Consider the following 16,285-nt stretch of genomic DNA (forward strand, 5'->3'; position numbering starts at 1 on the left):
CGGCGCTCGGCGTGGTGGCACTGCTTGCCGGCTGCAGCGCCCTTCTCGGGGCCGAGCCGGAGGCACCTCCGGGGGCTCCCGAGACCGGGACGGCGAATGTCCTCACGGCACTCTCGCTCGGCCGGGCTCCCGCGTGGGACCCGCAGCGGATCGGGAGTCGGAGCACGGCCGCGCTCGCGGGACGTCTCTACCTGCGCACCCTGACCGCCTACACCCCCGAGCGGGACGGCGCCGACGGCACGTCGCGCCTCGTGGGTGACCTCGCGACCGACACCGGCACGCCGAGCTCCGACCTGACGGAGTGGACCTTCACCCTGCGAGAAGGCCCCGCCTGGGAGAACGGCGACCCCGTGACCTGCGCCGATGTGCGCTACGGGGTCTCGCGCGCCTTCGCGAAGGGGGTCGCCGGCGGCGCCAACTACGCCGCGGCCTACCTGGACATCCCGCGGCACAAGGACGGAACGAGCACCTACCCCGGCCCCTACGGCACCAGCACCAAGGCCGCGGCGAACGAGGCACTCATCCGCAAGGCGGTCGAGTGCGACGGGCGGAAGGTCACCTTCCACCTGTCCGAGCCCATCGCTGACTTCGACGAGATGGTGTCCCTGCCGATCTTCGCGCCGTTCGCGAAGGGCAAGGACACGGGCGAGGACGGTCGCTGGGCCGCCTGGTCCAACGGGCCCTATCGCCTCGGTGAGGCCTGGAAGGCCGGCAGCGGCGGGACCTGGGTGCGCAACCCGGCCTGGGACCGGGAGTCCGACCCCATCCGACAGGCGCGGCCGGACACCATCGTCCTGCGTGAGGGCGTGAGCCCCGAGGACGTCGTCACCAACGTCCTGGACCCCGAGACCGGCCGGGCCAGTGTGACGCTTGACCCCGTCCCGCCGGCGCTGCGGGCGGCACTTGCCGAGCGCGACGACGTCACCGTCGAGTCGATCACCCCACGGGCACAGCTCGTCGACTACCTCGCGCCCAACATGCGCAGCACGGTCTTCCGGACCCGTGAGGTCCGCCGCGCCTTCGCCATGGCGACGGACCGCACGGCCTATGTCCGCGCGCTCGGTGGGCGGGGGGCCGCGCAGGAGGCCTGGACCCTGCTCAGCCCGACGCTGAAGTCCCACCACGATCTCGGCCCGGAGGCCGGCGGCCCGGCCCGGCCGGCCGAGGCGCGCTCGCTCCTGCGCAAGGAGAAGGTCGCGCTGCCCGTCAAGGTCCGCCTCGCCTACCGCTCGAGTCCGTTGCAGGACAAGGCGATCGGCGCCCTGCTCGACACGTGGCGCGAGGCCGGGTTCGACGTCACCCTCGTGCCCATCGAGGACGACTACTTCGCGACCGCGGCCGATCCCGCGCGGGCCAAGCAGGTCGACGTCTTCTGGTCCAACTGGGCGGCGGACTGGGCCTCGGCCTCGACCGTCCTGCCGCCCCTCTTCGACTCCCGGATCAACCTCACCTCGAAGACCTCCGGTCGCGACTACGGCTACTACGACTCCGACAAGGTCAACCGCGCCTTCACCCGCGCGAACGCCATGGCCGACGAGCGCAAGCGAGTGAAGGCTTGGCAGGACGTGGATGTGGACATCCTGCGCGACGGCGGTTACATCCCGTTGGCCCAACGGCGTTCGCTGTATCTCGGCGGTGACCGGGTGACCCACTTCCAGGGCGCCGAGGTCTACGACGGGGCCGTCGACCTCGCGGTGATCGGAGTGCAGCAATGACCGTCATGGACACGCGCGACGTGCCGCGACTCCTCTTCGTCCACGCACATCCGGACGACGAGAGCCTCGCAACCGGGCTGGCGCTCGCGCACCACAGCCGCGCCGGCCACGAGGTGCACGTCCTGACGGCCACGCTCGGTGAGGAGGGCGAGGTCATCCCGCCCGAGCTCGCGCACCTGGCGGCCGACCGGGACGACACCCTCGGACCGCACCGGCGCGAGGAGCTCCGGGCCGCCATGGCGGCCCTCGGCGTCCGACACCGGGTCCTCGGGGAGGGCCCGGCCGCGGGCGTGCTCTCGCGCTATCGGGACTCCGGAATGGTCGGTTCGCCCAGCGCGAGCAACCCTCGGGCCTGGGTGAACGCCGACCCGCAGGAGGCGGCGGCGCTCGTGCGCGCCGTCGTCGAGGAGATCGCTCCGGACGTCGTCGTCACCTACGACGCCCAGGGTGGCTACAGCCACCCGGACCACATCCAGGTCCACCGGATCGTGTGCGCGGCGCTGGCGGGCATGTCGACGCCACCGGCCCTCTTCGCCGCCGTCACCCCGCGCACGTGGGCGCAGGAGGACCGCGCCTGGGTGCGCGACCACCCGGAGCTCCGCGGCGCGTGGACGGTGCCCGCACCGACCGACCCCTACCCGCCGTCGGTGGTCGACGACGCCCTCGTGACCCACGCCGTGATCGACCCCGATGCCCTGGCCGACCAGGTCGCAGCCCTGCGCGAGCACGTCACGCAGGTGACCGTCGGGGACGGCGTCTACGCCCTGTCGAACGACATCGCCGCGCGGCTGTCGGGTCGGGAGGGTTACGCCCTGCTCGATCCGCGCACCGGTGCCCTCCGTCCCGCGGCTCCCGCGGGACCGGCCCGCCTCGGACTCCTGGACGTCGAGTGATCACTCCACCCACCTCCGACGCCTTCCGGCACGCCATGTCGCGCTTCGCCACGGGCGTGGCCGTCGTCAGCACGACCGCGGGTGCGCATGACCACGCCATGACGGCCAACTCCCTGACCTCGGTGTCGCTCGACCCGATGCTCATGCTGGTGTGCGTCGAGCGGGACGCCCGGTTCCACGACGCGGTGATCGAGGCGGGGGTGTGGGGGATCTCCTTCCTCGGCCACTCCCAGCGCAGCCTGGCCGGCTGGCTCTCGACTCCCGGCCGCCCGCTGCCGGGTCAGCTCGACCGCGTGCCGCACCACCGCGGGGAGGCCACGGGCGTGCCCCTCATCGACGACGCCCTCGCAACGATTGAGTGTCGAACGACCGCGGTGCACGCGGCGGGCGACCACAGCATCGTCGTCGGCGAAGTACTCTCCGTGAGTGCCGCGGCCCACGCCGACGAGGCGCTGATCTACTACCGCAGTGGCTACGGCGCGGTGACGTGACGTGACGGGGCACGGGGGAGCGGACGGGCACACACCCGTGCCGGCAGCGGCAGGCAACAGGCAGAGATACGGAACGGCGCAGTGACGATGAACGACAGCACGCAGGAATCACCCTTGTGGGACGAGGAGTCCGCCAAGCCCAAGCGGGCGACGGCGCTCCTCGCCGGCCTCGGGGTGACGCTCGTCGTGGCGCTCCTCTACGTGGGTGCGGCCTGGTACTTCGGGCAGCGCACCCCGGGCGACACGACCATCGGCGGCGTCGCCGTCGGCGGTCGCACCCCCGCGGAGGCCACGGCGACGTTGCGGCGTGAACTCGGCGATGGCGCGACCACTCCGATCCCGCTCGCCGTCGGCTCCAAGACGGTCGAGATCGACCCCGCCGAGGTCGGCCTCGCGTACGACTACGAGGCTTCCGTCGAGGGGATCACGGGCTTCAGCCTCAACCCGGCAACGCTCTATCGCCACCTCACCGGCGGCGTCGAGCGCGACATCGTGCGTGTCGTCGACGAGGACCGGTTGGCCGCAGCAGTCACTGCCGCCACGAAGGGGCTCGGGACGAAGCCCCGGGACGGTTCCGTGGCGTTCGTCGAGGGCAAGGTCGTGACGAAGAAGTCCCGTGTCGGCCTGGACATCGACGAGGCGGGTACGGCCCGGGCCGTGGCGTCGGCCTGGCCCACAGCCGAGCCCGTCAAGGCCGTCACGACCGACGTGCCGCCCGTGCTCTCCAACGACGAGATCACCCGATTTGCCTCCGAGTTCGCCGAGCCCATCGTGTCGGGGCCGGTCACCGTCCGAGCCGGCGGCCACACCTTCTCCGTGCCCGGCACGGACTTCGTGCCGGCCGTGACCATCACGACGACGAAGGGGACCCTCGCCGGGTCCTTCGACCACGACAAGGTCGTCGAGCGCGTGCAGGCGGCGGCGGCGTCGGCGGGGGCCACGCGTGCGGCCGTCAACGCCACGGTCTCCTTCAGCGGTGGCCGCGCCTCGGTCACCCCGTCGACGACGGGACGGGCCCTCAACACCGACGGAGTCGCGGCAGCCGTCGAGAAGGCGCTGGTCAGCACCAGTGCGCGCTCCGTCACGGTCCGACTCAAGGCGACCGAGCCGGATCTGACGACCGCGAAGGCCAAGGCGACCCTGCCGAAGGAGCAGATCTCCACCTTCACGACCCAGTTCGACCCGACCGCCCCGCGCGGTAAGAACATCATCCGTGCGGCGTCGGTCCTCAACGGCACCTACGTCGCGCCGGGGCAGCAGTTCAGCCTCAACGGGGTCCTGGGCGAGCGGACGGCGGCGAAGGGCTACCACGAGGCGCCGGCCATCTACAACGGCCGACTGGTGAAGGACTACGGCGGCGGCATCTCGCAGCTGTCGACGACCCTCTTCAACGCCGTCTTCTTCTCCGGCGCGCAGATCGACGCCTTCACGCCGCACAGCTTCTACATCTCGCGCTACCCCGAGGGGCGCGAGGCGACGATCAACTGGCCCACGGTCGACCAACGGTTCACCAACGACACCAAGGGCGGCATCCTCATCCAGGCCGGGACGTCGGGCGGCAACGTGACGGTCACGTTCATCGGTCGCAAGACGTGGGACATCACCGCGTCGAAGGGGCCGCGCCGCAACGTCACCCAGCCGAAGAAGATCAAGGACGACTCGGCCGACTGCGTGCCGCAGGTCGCCGCGACCGGCTTCGACGTCACCGTGACCCGCATCTTCCGCAGCGGGGGGACCATCGTGAAGCGGCAGGAGTTCAACACGCACTACATCCCCGAGGATGACGTGACCTGCACGAACCCGAAGGCCTTCGACTAGCCCGTCGCCCCTTCACCGAGGTGCACGTAGTCGTGGTGCACCTCGAAGCCGAGCGACCGGTAGAGGGCCAGGGCAGGTGCGTTGGTCGCCTCGACCTGCAGGTGGAGGATGCGCACCCCGCGCCGGTCGGCGTCGGCGGCCACGTGGGCGGTCAGCGCCCGCGCGAGTCCGCGGCGGCGATGCGTGGGGACCGTCGCCACCGAATAGAGCCCGGTCATGGCGTCATGGTGGGGCGCTCGGGCGACGGCGACGATGGCGCCGGCGTCCTCGACCGCGAGCACGAGTTGGTCGCTCGGACCGCCGAGGACGGCCACGGCGGCAGACCGCGGTTGCACGGGGCGGCTCAGCTCGGCGACGTCGAGCCAGGCGTCCGAGATCCCCTCGAGGCGACGAACCGGCCATTTCTGCACAGGGCTCGCGTGCCCGGCGACGGCCGCGAGCGCCGAACGAGGGTCAGCGGTCAGGACGTGCACGCGCGGCGCGGCTTCCCAGCCCTGACCCAGCAGCAGCGCGCCCAGGGGGTCGTCGCCGACGGCGCCGCCCGCGGGGAGGGGGAGCATGACGGCCGGCCGCAGCCCGCGCTCGCGGTACCACGACTGCACGGCGCTGACCGCATCCGACAGGGGGAGGCCGGGGTCGCCGACGGGCAGTGCGGAGTTGGCTCGGGCGGTGAAGCCGTCGGCGGCCCGCAGCAGCCAGCCACCCAGGGGTGCGCGGGCCAGGGGCGGGTGGGCGTTGACCATCGCGCGCTCGAGGTCGTCGATGCCGACGGCCCGGTGCGGGGCGCCGCGTCGGACCGGGCGCGGCGGGATGACCTTGGCTGCGGTGACGAGGTCCCGACGCAGGGTGACGTCGCCGGTGCGGGTGCGGATGACGAGGCTGTCCGCGTCCAGGGCGATGAGTTCACCGACGGTGTCCGTCAGGCGTGGGCCGGCCTGCGGGGGCGGGTCGATCCGGCTCCGGACGGCGACCCGAGAGCCCGTGGTGAGACCCTGCGACAGATCGCTCATGGGGCGTCATAGTATGTGCCGCATGACGTACGTGATCGCGCAGCCCTGTGTGGACCTCAAGGACAAGGCCTGCATCGAGGAATGCCCCGTCGACTGCATCTACGAGGGCGAGCGCTCCCTCTACATCCACCCCGACGAGTGTGTCGACTGCGGTGCATGTGAGCCGGTGTGCCCCGTCGAGGCGATCTACTACGAGGACGACACCCCCGAGGAGTGGGCCGACTACTACAAGGCCAACGTCGAGTTCTTCGACGACCTCGGCAGCCCCGGTGGCGCCGCGAAGCTCGGCCTCATCAAGAAGGACCACCCGCTCATCGCCGCCCTGCCGCCGCAGGAACACGACGAGTGATCTCGGCGCTCCCCGACTTTCCCTGGGACTCGCTCGCTCCCTTCCGGGAGCGGGCGGGTTCCTTTGTCTCGTCGGGGAGTCCGGCGGAGGGCGAGGGCCTCGTCGACCTGTCGGTCGGCACGCCCGTTGATCCGACGCCGCAACTCGTCCGGGAGGCGCTCGTGGCCGCGGCCGACGCACCCGGCTACCCGCAGACCTACGGCACCCCGGCCCTGCGTGAGGCGGTGGCGGCGTGGTTCGCGCGCACCCGCAACGTGCCGGACCTCGATCCCGCGGGGGTGTTGCCGACGATCGGCTCCAAGGAGCTCGTCGCCTGGCTGCCGACCCTGCTCGGACTGGGCGAAGGGGACGTCGTCGGTTTCCCGTCCGTCGCCTATCCCACGTATGACGTCGGGGCGCGGATCGCCGGCACGACGCCGCGGGTGGTCGACGGACTGGCCGCACTGGGACCGGTCACCTCCGCGAGTGCGCCACGGCTCCTCTGGCTCAACTCGCCGGGCAACCCGACGGGCCAGGTCCTCGGCCTGGGCCACCTGCGCAAGGTCGTCGAGTGGGCGAGGCGGCACGACGTCATCGTCGCCAGCGACGAGTGCTACGCGGCGCTCGACTGGCGGACCGAGCAGGAGCGCGTCGACGCGGGGGAGTCGCCGACCGGCACGACACCCAGCCTGCTCGACCCGCGCGTCTGCGACGGCGACCACACCGGCCTGCTCGTGGCCTACTCCCTGAGCAAGCAGTCCAACCTCGCGGGTTACCGGGCGGCCTTCGTCGCCGGCGACCCGGAGATCGTCGCGGCCCTGCTCGAGGTCCGCAAGCACGCGGGGATGATCATGCCCGCCCCGGTGCAGGCGGCGATGACGGTCGCCCTGGGCGACGACGCGCACGTCGCGGAGCAGAAGGAGCGCTACCGCGCGCGCCGTGCGGTGCTCCGGCCGGCCGTCGAGGCATTCGGGCTGCGTGTCGAGCACTCCCGTGCGGGCCTCTACCTGTGGAGCACCGCCGACGAGGACTGCTGGGTCACACTCGGCCGACTGGCGGATCGCGGGATCCTCGCGGCGCCGGGGTCGTTCTACGGCACCGCGTCGGGGCGGCACGTGCGGATCGCCCTGACCGCCTCGGACGAGCGCATCGCCGCGGCCGCCGCACGCCTGACCGCGTGAACCCACCGCTTCCGATCCCTTGCGGCACCGACCAGCGGCGAACTGGGAATGGCGCGTCGACGACCGTCGGGGTGAGGAAGACCGGACCACGTTTCACCGCAGCCAACTCGCTGCGGTAGCGTCAAACCCGAGTACGCCCACCCCGGGTCGGGCAGACCGCGCGGGCCCCACGAGGCCCCACACGAAGGAAGAGGACCATGACCAACGACGTACCTTCCGGTGCCACGCTCGCTGCGGGCGAGCAGTCGCTCGACCTGCCGTTCGTCCCTGCGACGGAGGGCAACAACGGCTACGACATCTCCAAGCTCCTGAAGACGACCGGCAACGTCACGCTCGACACCGGATTCGTCAACACGGCCTCGTGCAAGAGCGACATCACCTACATCGACGGTGACCAGGGCATCCTGCGCTACCGCGGCTACCCGATCGACCAGCTCGCCGAGAAGTCGACCTTCGTCGAGGTCGCCTACCTCCTCATCTACGGCAAGCTCCCGACCTCCGACGAGCTGTCCGGCTTCGAGGACCGCATTCGTCGTCACACGATGCTGCACGAGGACCTGCGGGCCTTCTTCAACGGCTTCCCCCGCGACGCCCACCCGATGCCGGTGCTGTCCTCGGCCGTCAGCGCCCTCGGCACCTTCTACCAGGACAGCCTGGACCCCTTCGACGAGGAGCAGGTCGAGATCTCGACCATCCGCCTCATGGCCAAGCTGCCGACCATCGCGGCCTACGCCCACAAGAAGAGCGTCGGCCAGCCCTTCCTCTACCCGGACAACTCGCTCTCCCTCACGGAGAACTTCCTTCGGATGACGTTCGGCTTCCCGGCCGAGCCCTATGACCTCGACCCCGTCGTGGTCAAGGCGCTCGACCAGCTCTTCATCCTGCACGCCGACCACGAGCAGAACTGCTCGACGTCGACGGTGCGCATGGTCGGCTCGGCCCACGCCAACCTCTTCAACTCGGTCTCGGCCGGCATCCACGCGCTGTCCGGCCCCCTCCACGGCGGCGCCAACCAGGCCGTCCTCGAGATGCTCGAGAAGATCAAGGGCGCGGACTACGACGTCGACACCTTCATGAACAAGGTGAAGAACAAGGAGGACGGCGTCCGCCTCATGGGCTTCGGACACCGCGTCTACAAGAACTACGACCCGCGCGCGGCCATCATCAAGAAGACGGCCGACGAGCTGCTCAGCAAGCTCGGCGGCGACAACGAGATGCTCGAGATCGCCATGCGCCTCGAGGAGATCGCCCTCAAGGACGAGTACTTCATCGAGCGCAAGCTCTACCCGAACGTGGACTTCTACACCGGGCTGCTCTACACGGCCATGGGCTTCCAGCCGAAGATGTTCACGGTCCTCTTCGCCATCGGTCGCCTCCCCGGATGGATCGCCCAGTGGCGCGAGATGATCCAGGACCCCGAGACGAAGATCGGCCGCCCGCGCCAGATCTACACCGGCGAGCCGGAGCGCGACTTCGTCGCCATCGGTCAGCGCTGAGGTTCCGACTTCCCGCCACACCGCATGACGAAGGGCGGTCGCACCCGTTGGTGCGACCGCCCTTCGTCATGTGTCAGCGCCAGCTCGGGAGGATGAAGGGCATGGAGTCCTTCGGGCCCACCAGCGTGTTCCACGGCAGGGTCATCGTCACGGCGCCGTAGACGGAGGCGTAGACGCGACCGTGGTCGGCCGTGGCGATCATGCCCCCCTTGGTCGGGTAGAGGTTGACGTCCGCCAGCGTGAGCGGCTGCGTGGAGCCGGTCTCGCGGGTGCCTTGCCGGGTGAGCTCGCGGTCGATGTCCCAGCGCGGGCCACCCGGAGCCTTCATCGCGGCGACCATCGCCTCGTCCGACCACACCGTGCCCGTGTCCGTCTGGACCGTGACGTCGTCGAGCAGCGTGTTGCCGTGCGCGCCACCGAGGTCGAGGTGCGCGCGCGTCGTCGCGACGACGAGCGTCCCCTCGTTGACGGCCATCTCGCCCTTGAGGGTGAAGCCGCCCTTGTTGTGGTCGCGCTCGGGCCCGTTGGCGATGGACTTCTTCCAGCCCTGCAGCAGCGTCGAGACCTGGGCGTTGAAGGTCTTCGCCAGCGCGGCGGCCCCCTTCCCGCAGAGGTCGGTGGCCTCGAGGCGCTGGTAGCTCACGGGCGCCTCCATGTAGGTCTCCTTGTGCGTCGTGAAGCGCGCACGGATGGGTTCGGCGCACCCGTTGGCCGTCGGCGCCGTGGTCGTGCCGGTTGCCGTCGTCGTCGCGGTGTCGGACGTGGCGCTGGCGGTGCCGGAGGTCGGGGCGGTGGTCGTCGTGCTGGAGCTCGTGGGCGTGGTCGTCTCGGATGCCGTCGACGAGGCCGAGGTGCTGGCGGTGTCGGACGCCGCCGGATCACTCGTGTCGTCGCTCCCGCAGCCGGTGAGGGCGATCGCGGCGATGGTGGCCAGCGTGGCCGTGGTGGTGCGCATGCGGCTCATTGGGGTTCCCTCCCGGTCGTGCGGGGCTCGTGCCCCTCACCACCAAGACGCCGCACTCACCCGATCGGTTGTCGCCCGTCGCGCGATCTCAGGGCGTCAGCGTGAGCACGACCCGAGTCGCGTCGCCCGAGCCGTCCCCGGCACTGCTCCACTCCCACCCCGAGGCGTCCCGCGTCCGGGTCCACGTGTGGGTCCCGACGCTGACGGACGTGAGGGCGTGGGCCTTCGCCTGGGCCACCGCCCACGCGCCCACGCGCCATGCCACGAGCTCGCTGTCGGCCGTGACGACGAGCGTGTCGCCCTCCGCGCTCCCCGCGACGCCGACCTCGGTCTGGAGCGCCTCCTGGAGCGCCTTCGTGTCGGTGCGACCCTCGGGGTCGTCCAGGCGACAGCCGAGGCCACCGGGGGAGTGGCCGCTGATCGCGGAGGCGAGCAGGCGACCTTCGAGCTCGTGGTCGGCGTAGGCCTCGGGGTAGGCCGACTTCTGCACCTCCTGGGCGATCTTGGTGATCTCCATGTTTTCGTAGCCGTCGACCTTGACGAGGGCGTCATAGAAGGCGTTGGTCGCGAAGACGGGATCGAGCAACTCGTCCTGCGTGCCCCACCCCTGGGACGGCCGCTGCTGGAAGAGCCCGAGGCTGTCCCGGTCGCCATAGGTGATGTTGCGCAGCTTCGACTCCTGGATCGCCGTCGCGAGGGCGATCGTCGCGGCTCGGGCCGGGAGGCCGCGCTTCATGGCGATGGCCGTGATCGTCGCGGCGTGGTGCACCTGCTCGGGGCTGAAGGTGACGCTCTCACCGGTCGCCGTCGCCTGGCACCGCGGGGTCGCGAGGGCGGTCAGTTGGTCGCGACCCCAGATCCACCCCGCGCCCCCGAGCGCGGCGACGACGACGAGCGTCGCGAGCACCGCCAACCAGCGCCGGGCCCGAGGGGGCCGGCTGCTCTCGGCGAGGACGAAGTCCTCGCTCCCGGGAAACATGGCGCGGGCCCGCCGTTAGTTGGCGTGCAGGGCGGCGTTGAGCTCGATGCCGGTGCCCTTGCGGTCCCGGGCCTCGACCGCACCGGTCTGGCTGTTGCGGATGAAGAGGATGTTGCTCGAGCCGGACAGTTCGCGCGCCTTGACGACCGTCCCGTCGGGGAGGGCGACCTTCGTGCCAGCGGTGAGGTAGAGCCCGGCCTCGACGACGCAGTCATCGCCGAGGGCGATGCCGACGCCGGCCTCGGCGCCGACGAGGCAGCGCTCGCCGACGCTGACGCGCTCGGTGCCGCCGCCGGACAGGGTGCCCATGGTGGAGGCCCCGCCGCCGATGTCCGAGCCGTCGCCAATGACGACGCCCTGGCTGATCCGGCCCTCGATCATCGAGGAGCCCAGCGTGCCAGCGTTGAAGTTGACGAAGCCCTCGTGCATGACGGTCGTGCCGGCCGCGAGGTGGGCGCCGAGCCGCACGCGGTCGGCGTCGGCGATCCGGACGCCCGCCGGCACGACGTAGTCCGTCATCCGCGGGAACTTGTCGATGCCGAGCACCTGGACCGGGCCGCGGGCGCGCAGCCGCAGTCGAGTGGCCTCGAAGCCCTCGACGGCGCACGGGCCGTGGTTGGTCCACACGACGTTGGCGAGCACACCGAAGAGGCCGTCGAGGTTGATCGAGTTCGGGAGCACGAGCCGGTGGCTCAGCAGGTGCAGGCGCAGGTAGGCGTCGGCGGCGTCGGCCGGGGCGGCGTCGAGGTCGACGGCGACGGTCCGGACCTCGGTGCGGGTGCCGCGCTCGGAGTCCTCACCGACGAGGGCCAGGAGTTCGGCCGGCACCTGCACGACCTCGGGGGCCTCACCCAGCTCGGGAGCCGGGTACCAGGTGTCGAGCACCTGGTCGTCCGAGGAGAGAGTGGCCAGTCCGTGGCCCCAGGCCGCGCGCGCAGTCGTCATGGGGGCAAGCCTAGGAGACGCGGCTGTGCGCCCGTCAATCGCTCCCTGACGGCGGCGGCGTCCGGGGCGGTTAGGCTCCCGGCATGGCTGATCCGACCCCCGATGTGCCCACCCTCGACCTCTCGCAGGACGTCGTCACCCTCACTGCCGCCCTGTGCGACATCGAGTCCGTGAGCCTCGACGAGGGCGCCATCGCGAGCGCCGTCGAGGCGGCACTCGCTCCGCTGGACCACCTCGAGGTGACCCGCGTCGGCAACACCGTCGTCGCCCGCACCGAGCTGGGGCGCGCGGAGCGGGTCGTGCTGGCCGGCCACCTCGACACCGTGCCGCTCACCGATCCGCCGAACCTGCCGACGAAGCGGATCGTGCACGACGGCGAGGAGGTCCTCTGGGGCCGCGGGACGACGGACATGAAGGGGGGCGTCGCCGTCCAGCTCAAGCTGGCGGCCCAGGTGACCGAGCCCACCCGTGACCTCACCTTCCTCTTCTACGAAGGGGAGGAGATCGAGTCCGAGCACAACGGCCTGCGCAGGCTGGGGCTGGAGCGCCCCGAGCTGCTCGAGGCGGACTTCGCCGTCCTGCTGGAGCCCACGAACGGCGCCGTCGAAGGGGGCTGCAAGGGGACCCTGCGGGTCGACGTCGCGATCAAGGGGATCGCCGCGCACTCGGCGCGGCCGTGGAACGGGCACAACGCCATTCATGACGCGGCGGAGGTGCTGCAGCGGCTGTCCGACTACGAGGAGGAGACGGTCCACGTCGACGGACTCGACTACCACGAGGCCCTGCAGGCGGTGGGGATCGTCGGCGGGATCGCCGGCAACGTCATTCCCGATGCCTGCACCGTGACCGTCAACTACCGCTTCGCACCGGACAAGAGCGAGGAGGAGGCGCTCGCGCACGTGCGAGCGGTCCTGCACGGCTACGAGTGCACGGTCACCGACCTCGCGGCCGGCGCCCGGCCCGGTCTGCACCTGCCCGCGGCCCAGGACTTCGTCGCGGCGCTGGGCGTGCCCGTGGGCCCCAAGGAGGGCTGGACCGACGTGGCCCGGTTCTCGGCGCTCGGCATCCCGGCCGTGAACTTCGGGCCGGGCGACCCCAACCTCGCCCACCACGACTCCGAGCGCTGCCCCGTGGCCCAGCTCGTCGAGGCCGAGGCGGCCATGCTGCGGTGGTTGGCGTGAGCGAGGATGAGCGCATGACGTCCGGCGACTACCGCTATCACAAGGGCCCGGTGACGCTCCGGCGCTCGAAGGTGCCCGGCACGACGACTGATCAGCGACTCCTCGACACCCGTGGCAAGTCCGACTGGGTGCACACCGACCCGTGGCGGGTCATGCGGATCCAGAGCGAGTTCGTCGAGGGCTTCGGCTCGCTCGCCGAGCTGGGCCAGGCGATCAGCGTCTTCGGCTCGGCGCGGACGAAGCCGGACCACCCCACCTACGAGATCGGGGTGCGCATCGGGGCCGCGCTCGCGAAGGCGGGTTACGCCGTCATCACCGGCGGCGGACCGGGCGCGATGGAGGCGGCCAACCGGGGCGCGCTCGAGGCCGGCGGCACGTCCGTGGGGCTGGGCATCGAGCTGCCGTTCGAGCAGGGCCTCAACGACTTCGTCGACATCGGCGTCAACTTCCGCTACTTCTTTGCCCGCAAGACGATGTTCGTCAAGTACGCCGAGGGGTTCATCGTCCTGCCCGGCGGCTTCGGCACCCTCGACGAGCTCTTCGAGGCCGTCACCCTCGTACAGACGCAGAAGGTCACGAGCTTCCCCATCGTCCTCATGGGCGTGGACTACTGGCAGGGCCTGATCGACTGGCTCCGGTCGTCGGCGTTGAGCGCCGGCACCATCAGCGCCAAGGACCTCGACCTCCTGCACCTGACGGACGACGTCGACGAGGCGGTCGCCTATGTCACCGACGTCGAGGGCGGTCGCCACACGATGCCCGTGAGCGGGACGGCGGACTGAGCATGGTCTGGGTCTTCTTCATCGCCGTCGCCGTGCTCGTCGCGGGTCTCGGCGCCGCGCTGATCCTCGGTCGGATCACCTACGACCCCCTCGACGAAGCCGTGAGCTCCACCGGACCGGTGGACCTACCCGAGGGGCTGCTGACGCCCCGGGACATCGACGAGATCCACTTCGACACGGCGTTGCGCGGCTACCGCATGGACCAGGTCGACGACGTCCTCGATCGGCTGCTCATGCAGGTGGCCGACCAGGAGCGCGAGATCCGCCGGCTGCGGGACCCCGGCAGTCAGTGACGGCCTTCCGCGTCGTCCGGCACATCCCGGCGTCGGTGCCGGACGTGTGGGCGCGGGTCGCCGACCTTCGCGCGCACGGGGATCACGTGCCGCTGACGCGGATGGTGACCGATGCGGGCGCGCCGCGGGTGGGTTGGGCCTTCTCGGGGATCACCGCGCTCGGCCCCTTCCGGCTCGTCGACGCCATGGTCGTCACCCGCTGGGAGCCGCCGACGGCGGCCCGCGCGACAGGGGTCCTGCGGATCGAGAAGGTGGGTCGGCTCCTGGCCGGTTGGGCCGAGATCGAGGTGTCGCCTCATGGCGACGCGGGCTCGCGCGTGGTCTGGTCGGAGGAGCTCGGGCCGCGTCAGCGGGACCTGGCCCGACTCCTTCGCGTCCCGTCGGCGGCCGTGGGGCGACGACTCTTCGAGCGCGTCGTCGACTCGCTCCTCGCCGGCGTCGTCAGCGACCGTTGAAGGTCGGCCTCTCCTTCGCGAGGAAGGAGGCGACGGCGGCGCGGTGGTCCTCGCTCGCGCCGGTGAGGGCCATGAGTTCGGCCTCGTGCGCGAGCGAGTCGGACAGGTCGTGGCCGCTGGAGTGGGCGACGGCGCGGCGGATGGAGCCGTAGGCCAGCGTCGGACCCTGGGCGAGAGTGCCGGCGACCTCGGCCACCCGGCTCGCGAGGTCGGCGGCGGGGACGACCTCGGTGACGAGTCCCAAACTCAGCGCCTCCGCGGAGCGGATCGTGCGGGGCAGGAGGAGCAGTTCCTTCGCGCGCGACGGCCCGACGAGGCGCGGCAGGGCCCATGAGGCGCCGGAGTCGCAGGAGAGGCCGATGCCCGCGAAGGCGAAGTTGATGGACGCCGTGTCCGCGGCGATCCGCAGATCCGCGGCGAGGGCGAAGGACGCCCCGGCGCCGGCGGCCACCCCGTTGAGCGCGGCGATGACCGGCTTGTTCATCGTCGCGAGCAGCTCGACGATGGGGTTGTAGTGCTCGGTCACCGTCGAGCTCAGCGTGAAGCCCTCCTTCTCGAGCAGGGCCGCGTGCTCCTTGAGGTCCTGGCCGGCGCAGAACGCGCGCTCTCCGGCGCCCGTGAGCACGACGCAGCGCACCGCCGCGTCGTCGGCGACCTGCCGGAGCGAGGCGAGCAGCCCCTCCTTCACCGCGAGATCGAGCGCGTTCATCGTCTCCGGCTTGTTGATCGTGACGGTGGCGACACCGTCCGCGATCGCGAACTGGACGGCGGGGGTGGCGGCGGACTCGACGGTCAACGGGGCTCCTCGGTTCGTGCTGACGGGTGGGCGTGGCTTCCGTCGCCATCATCCCCTGATGGGGCGCCGTGGCGCTCGAGGGTCGCGTCGACGTGCGCGCTCGCGTGGGGGAGCCACGCGTCGGCCACGGACCGGAAGGCCCGAGCTGCGGCGTGGCCCGGCCAGTCCACGGGCAGGGCCGGCGCGGGGAGGTCCGGATCGCTGAAGAGGAAGAGGCGCCAGCGGTGGACGAGTTCGGAGCGGGCGACGAATCCCTGCGCCGGAGTCTCCGGCGAGACGGGCTCGGGGAGGTCCGCGAGGAAGGAGCGGTACCCCGCGTCGAGCGCGGTCAGGTCCCACACCCGTGCCGCCAGGTCGCGGGCCGGTCCGTCGAGCTGGGCGGACAGGAACGACACGGCCTCGGGGTCGATGCCGTTGCGGCCCAGGGTCGCCGTCAGGTCGGGTGAAGGCCGCGGTGCGATCCACGTCTGCGGAGCGAGGAGTCCGTAGCCGAGGTAGGAGAGGGAGCGCGCGATCCTGGCCCGTTCGGTGCGTCCGCGGGGGGCTGGGAGGACGACGACGTGCCACTGGCCGTCCCACTCCCGCTCACCCGCGTAGATGCGCGCGCCGGCCTCCACCATGCGCTGGCGCCCCGCGGCCGTGAGTTCGTGGCCCCGCACGCCCCCGACGTCACGCGGCGCCAGCCAGCCCTCGCGAGTCACGCGCGAGATGGCGGTCCGGACCGCCGGGGCGCTGATGCCCAGGTCGCCCAGCAGATCGACGGTGCTCGCGACGGGGGCCCAGCCGTCGCGGGAGAGGAGGTGATCCCCGTAAAGGTCGAAGAGTGCGGAGCGCGCGTGCATGCGCGTCAGTCTGCCGCGATTTCGCCGACGGGGGAGGGTGCGGGATAATGGCAGACAACGTGGGGTCGCGACAACCGCGACACCGAACACGAGCGTCGCCGGCGGGGTGGCGCGAC

At 71.5% G+C, this 16,285-nt stretch carries 17 protein-coding genes; 11 read left to right on the forward strand and 6 right to left on the reverse strand.

Going from position 1 to position 16,285, the window contains the following annotated elements:
• Window positions 1-11: 11 nt before the first annotated feature.
• From ACQBAS_RS02910 to ACQBAS_RS02925, 4 genes are all read left to right on the forward strand, one after another.
• Window positions 12-1,715, forward strand: a complete 1,704-nt coding sequence (locus ACQBAS_RS02910; RefSeq protein WP_427384880.1) for an ABC transporter substrate-binding protein — start codon at window positions 12-14, stop codon at window positions 1,713-1,715.
• A complete protein-coding gene (gene mshB / locus ACQBAS_RS02915; protein WP_427384881.1) occupies window positions 1,712-2,608 on the forward strand; it encodes an N-acetyl-1-D-myo-inositol-2-amino-2-deoxy-alpha-D-glucopyranoside deacetylase in 897 nt (298 codons plus the stop codon). Before ACQBAS_RS02910 ends, mshB begins: the two co-directional genes overlap by 4 nt.
• Entirely contained in the window at window positions 2,605-3,099 is a 495-nt protein-coding gene (locus ACQBAS_RS02920) for a flavin reductase family protein (protein WP_427384883.1), read from the forward strand. Before mshB ends, ACQBAS_RS02920 begins: the two co-directional genes overlap by 4 nt.
• 87 nt (window positions 3,100-3,186) lie before the next feature.
• Complete coding sequence (locus tag ACQBAS_RS02925) at window positions 3,187-4,917, forward strand: VanW family protein (RefSeq protein ID WP_427385568.1); 1,731 nt, start codon at window positions 3,187-3,189, stop codon at window positions 4,915-4,917.
• Here ACQBAS_RS02925 and ACQBAS_RS02930 read toward each other — a convergent pair.
• Complete coding sequence (locus tag ACQBAS_RS02930) at window positions 4,914-5,927, reverse strand: GNAT family N-acetyltransferase (protein ID WP_427384885.1); 1,014 nt, start codon at window positions 5,925-5,927, stop codon at window positions 4,914-4,916. The genes ACQBAS_RS02925 and ACQBAS_RS02930 overlap by 4 nt on opposite strands.
• A 22-nt stretch (window positions 5,928-5,949) precedes the next feature.
• On the opposite strand from ACQBAS_RS02930, the gene fdxA reads away from it, so the two are divergent.
• The 3 genes from fdxA (at window position 5,950) to ACQBAS_RS02945 (ending at window position 8,932) form a co-directional block, all read left to right on the forward strand.
• Window positions 5,950-6,276 carry a ferredoxin gene (gene fdxA, locus ACQBAS_RS02935; protein WP_427384886.1) on the forward strand — a complete coding sequence of 109 codons (327 nt, stop codon included), beginning with the start codon at window positions 5,950-5,952 and terminating at the stop codon, window positions 6,274-6,276.
• Window positions 6,273-7,436 carry a succinyldiaminopimelate transaminase gene (gene dapC, locus ACQBAS_RS02940; RefSeq protein ID WP_427384888.1) on the forward strand — a complete coding sequence of 388 codons (1,164 nt, stop codon included), beginning with the start codon at window positions 6,273-6,275 and terminating at the stop codon, window positions 7,434-7,436. Before fdxA ends, dapC begins: the two co-directional genes overlap by 4 nt.
• A gap of 197 nt (window positions 7,437-7,633) precedes the next feature.
• Window positions 7,634-8,932 carry a citrate synthase gene (locus tag ACQBAS_RS02945; RefSeq protein WP_427384890.1) on the forward strand — a complete coding sequence of 433 codons (1,299 nt, stop codon included), beginning with the start codon at window positions 7,634-7,636 and terminating at the stop codon, window positions 8,930-8,932.
• Between the two features lie 73 nt (window positions 8,933-9,005).
• Here ACQBAS_RS02945 and ACQBAS_RS02950 read toward each other — a convergent pair whose 3' ends face one another.
• The 3 genes from ACQBAS_RS02950 to dapD all read right to left on the reverse strand — a co-directional run bounded on the left by ACQBAS_RS02950 (window position 9,006) and on the right by dapD (window position 11,820).
• On the reverse strand, window positions 9,006-9,887 hold the full coding sequence (locus ACQBAS_RS02950; protein ID WP_427384892.1) for a hypothetical protein: 882 nt from the start codon (window positions 9,885-9,887) through the stop codon (window positions 9,006-9,008).
• 97 nt (window positions 9,888-9,984) lie between these two features.
• Window positions 9,985-10,875, reverse strand: a complete 891-nt coding sequence (locus tag ACQBAS_RS02955) for a hypothetical protein (protein WP_427384893.1) — start codon at window positions 10,873-10,875, stop codon at window positions 9,985-9,987.
• A gap of 15 nt (window positions 10,876-10,890) precedes the next feature.
• Window positions 10,891-11,820: a 2,3,4,5-tetrahydropyridine-2,6-dicarboxylate N-succinyltransferase gene (dapD, locus tag ACQBAS_RS02960; protein ID WP_427384895.1), complete on the reverse strand. Its 930-nt coding sequence runs from the start codon at window positions 11,818-11,820 to the stop codon at window positions 10,891-10,893.
• Window positions 11,821-11,903: 83 nt separating this feature from the next.
• Here dapD and dapE point away from each other — a divergent pair, with 83 nt between their 5' ends.
• From dapE to ACQBAS_RS02980, 4 genes are read left to right on the forward strand one after another with little or no spacing between them, the layout of a single operon-like run.
• Window positions 11,904-13,001: a succinyl-diaminopimelate desuccinylase gene (dapE, locus tag ACQBAS_RS02965; RefSeq protein WP_427384896.1), complete on the forward strand. Its 1,098-nt coding sequence runs from the start codon at window positions 11,904-11,906 to the stop codon at window positions 12,999-13,001.
• Between the two features lie 14 nt (window positions 13,002-13,015).
• Window positions 13,016-13,783, forward strand: coding sequence for a TIGR00730 family Rossman fold protein (locus ACQBAS_RS02970; RefSeq protein WP_427384898.1), 768 nt, complete (start codon window positions 13,016-13,018; stop codon window positions 13,781-13,783).
• Between the two features lie 2 nt (window positions 13,784-13,785).
• Window positions 13,786-14,076, forward strand: a complete 291-nt coding sequence (locus tag ACQBAS_RS02975; protein ID WP_427384900.1) for a DivIVA domain-containing protein — start codon at window positions 13,786-13,788, stop codon at window positions 14,074-14,076.
• Window positions 14,073-14,531, forward strand: a complete 459-nt coding sequence (locus ACQBAS_RS02980; RefSeq protein ID WP_427384902.1) for an SRPBCC family protein — start codon at window positions 14,073-14,075, stop codon at window positions 14,529-14,531. Before ACQBAS_RS02975 ends, ACQBAS_RS02980 begins: the two co-directional genes overlap by 4 nt.
• Here the strand turns inward: ACQBAS_RS02980 and ACQBAS_RS02985 are convergent.
• Both ACQBAS_RS02985 and ACQBAS_RS02990 read right to left on the reverse strand, forming a co-directional pair.
• Window positions 14,518-15,327, reverse strand: coding sequence for an enoyl-CoA hydratase/isomerase family protein (locus ACQBAS_RS02985; RefSeq protein WP_427384904.1), 810 nt, complete (start codon window positions 15,325-15,327; stop codon window positions 14,518-14,520). The two genes, ACQBAS_RS02980 and ACQBAS_RS02985, sit on opposite strands and share 14 nt — an antisense overlap.
• The gene (locus ACQBAS_RS02990; protein WP_427384906.1) at window positions 15,324-16,169 is read right to left on the reverse strand and encodes a PaaX family transcriptional regulator; all 846 of its coding nucleotides are present in this window, start codon (window positions 16,167-16,169) and stop codon (window positions 15,324-15,326) included. The genes ACQBAS_RS02985 and ACQBAS_RS02990 overlap by 4 nt, the downstream gene beginning before the upstream one ends.
• Between the last annotated feature and the right edge of the window lie 116 nt (window positions 16,170-16,285).

This window comes from Janibacter zhaoxuefangae (assembly GCF_050271985.1).
GTDB lineage: Bacteria > Actinomycetota > Actinomycetes > Actinomycetales > Dermatophilaceae.

What these genes read in the sequence shown, in the direction of transcription:
- fdxA (WP_427384886.1), top strand. Translation starts at nt 5,950, where the DNA reads ATGACGTACGTGATCGCGCAGCCCTGTGTGGACCTCAAGGACAAGGCC.
- ACQBAS_RS02950 (WP_427384892.1), bottom strand. Translation starts at nt 9,887, where the DNA reads ATGCGCACCACCACGGCCACGCTGGCCACCATCGCCGCGATCGCCCTC.
- ACQBAS_RS02975 (WP_427384900.1), top strand. Translation starts at nt 13,786, where the DNA reads ATGGTCTGGGTCTTCTTCATCGCCGTCGCCGTGCTCGTCGCGGGTCTC.
- ACQBAS_RS02930 (WP_427384885.1), bottom strand. Translation starts at nt 5,927, where the DNA reads ATGAGCGATCTGTCGCAGGGTCTCACCACGGGCTCTCGGGTCGCCGTC.
- ACQBAS_RS02970 (WP_427384898.1), top strand. Translation starts at nt 13,016, where the DNA reads ATGACGTCCGGCGACTACCGCTATCACAAGGGCCCGGTGACGCTCCGG.
- ACQBAS_RS02945 (WP_427384890.1), top strand. Translation starts at nt 7,634, where the DNA reads ATGACCAACGACGTACCTTCCGGTGCCACGCTCGCTGCGGGCGAGCAG.
- ACQBAS_RS02925 (WP_427385568.1), top strand. Translation starts at nt 3,187, where the DNA reads ATGAACGACAGCACGCAGGAATCACCCTTGTGGGACGAGGAGTCCGCC.
- mshB (WP_427384881.1), top strand. Translation starts at nt 1,712, where the DNA reads ATGACCGTCATGGACACGCGCGACGTGCCGCGACTCCTCTTCGTCCAC.
- dapD (WP_427384895.1), bottom strand. Translation starts at nt 11,820, where the DNA reads ATGACGACTGCGCGCGCGGCCTGGGGCCACGGACTGGCCACTCTCTCC.
- ACQBAS_RS02955 (WP_427384893.1), bottom strand. Translation starts at nt 10,875, where the DNA reads ATGTTTCCCGGGAGCGAGGACTTCGTCCTCGCCGAGAGCAGCCGGCCC.
- ACQBAS_RS02990 (WP_427384906.1), bottom strand. Translation starts at nt 16,169, where the DNA reads ATGCACGCGCGCTCCGCACTCTTCGACCTTTACGGGGATCACCTCCTC.
- dapE (WP_427384896.1), top strand. Translation starts at nt 11,904, where the DNA reads ATGGCTGATCCGACCCCCGATGTGCCCACCCTCGACCTCTCGCAGGAC.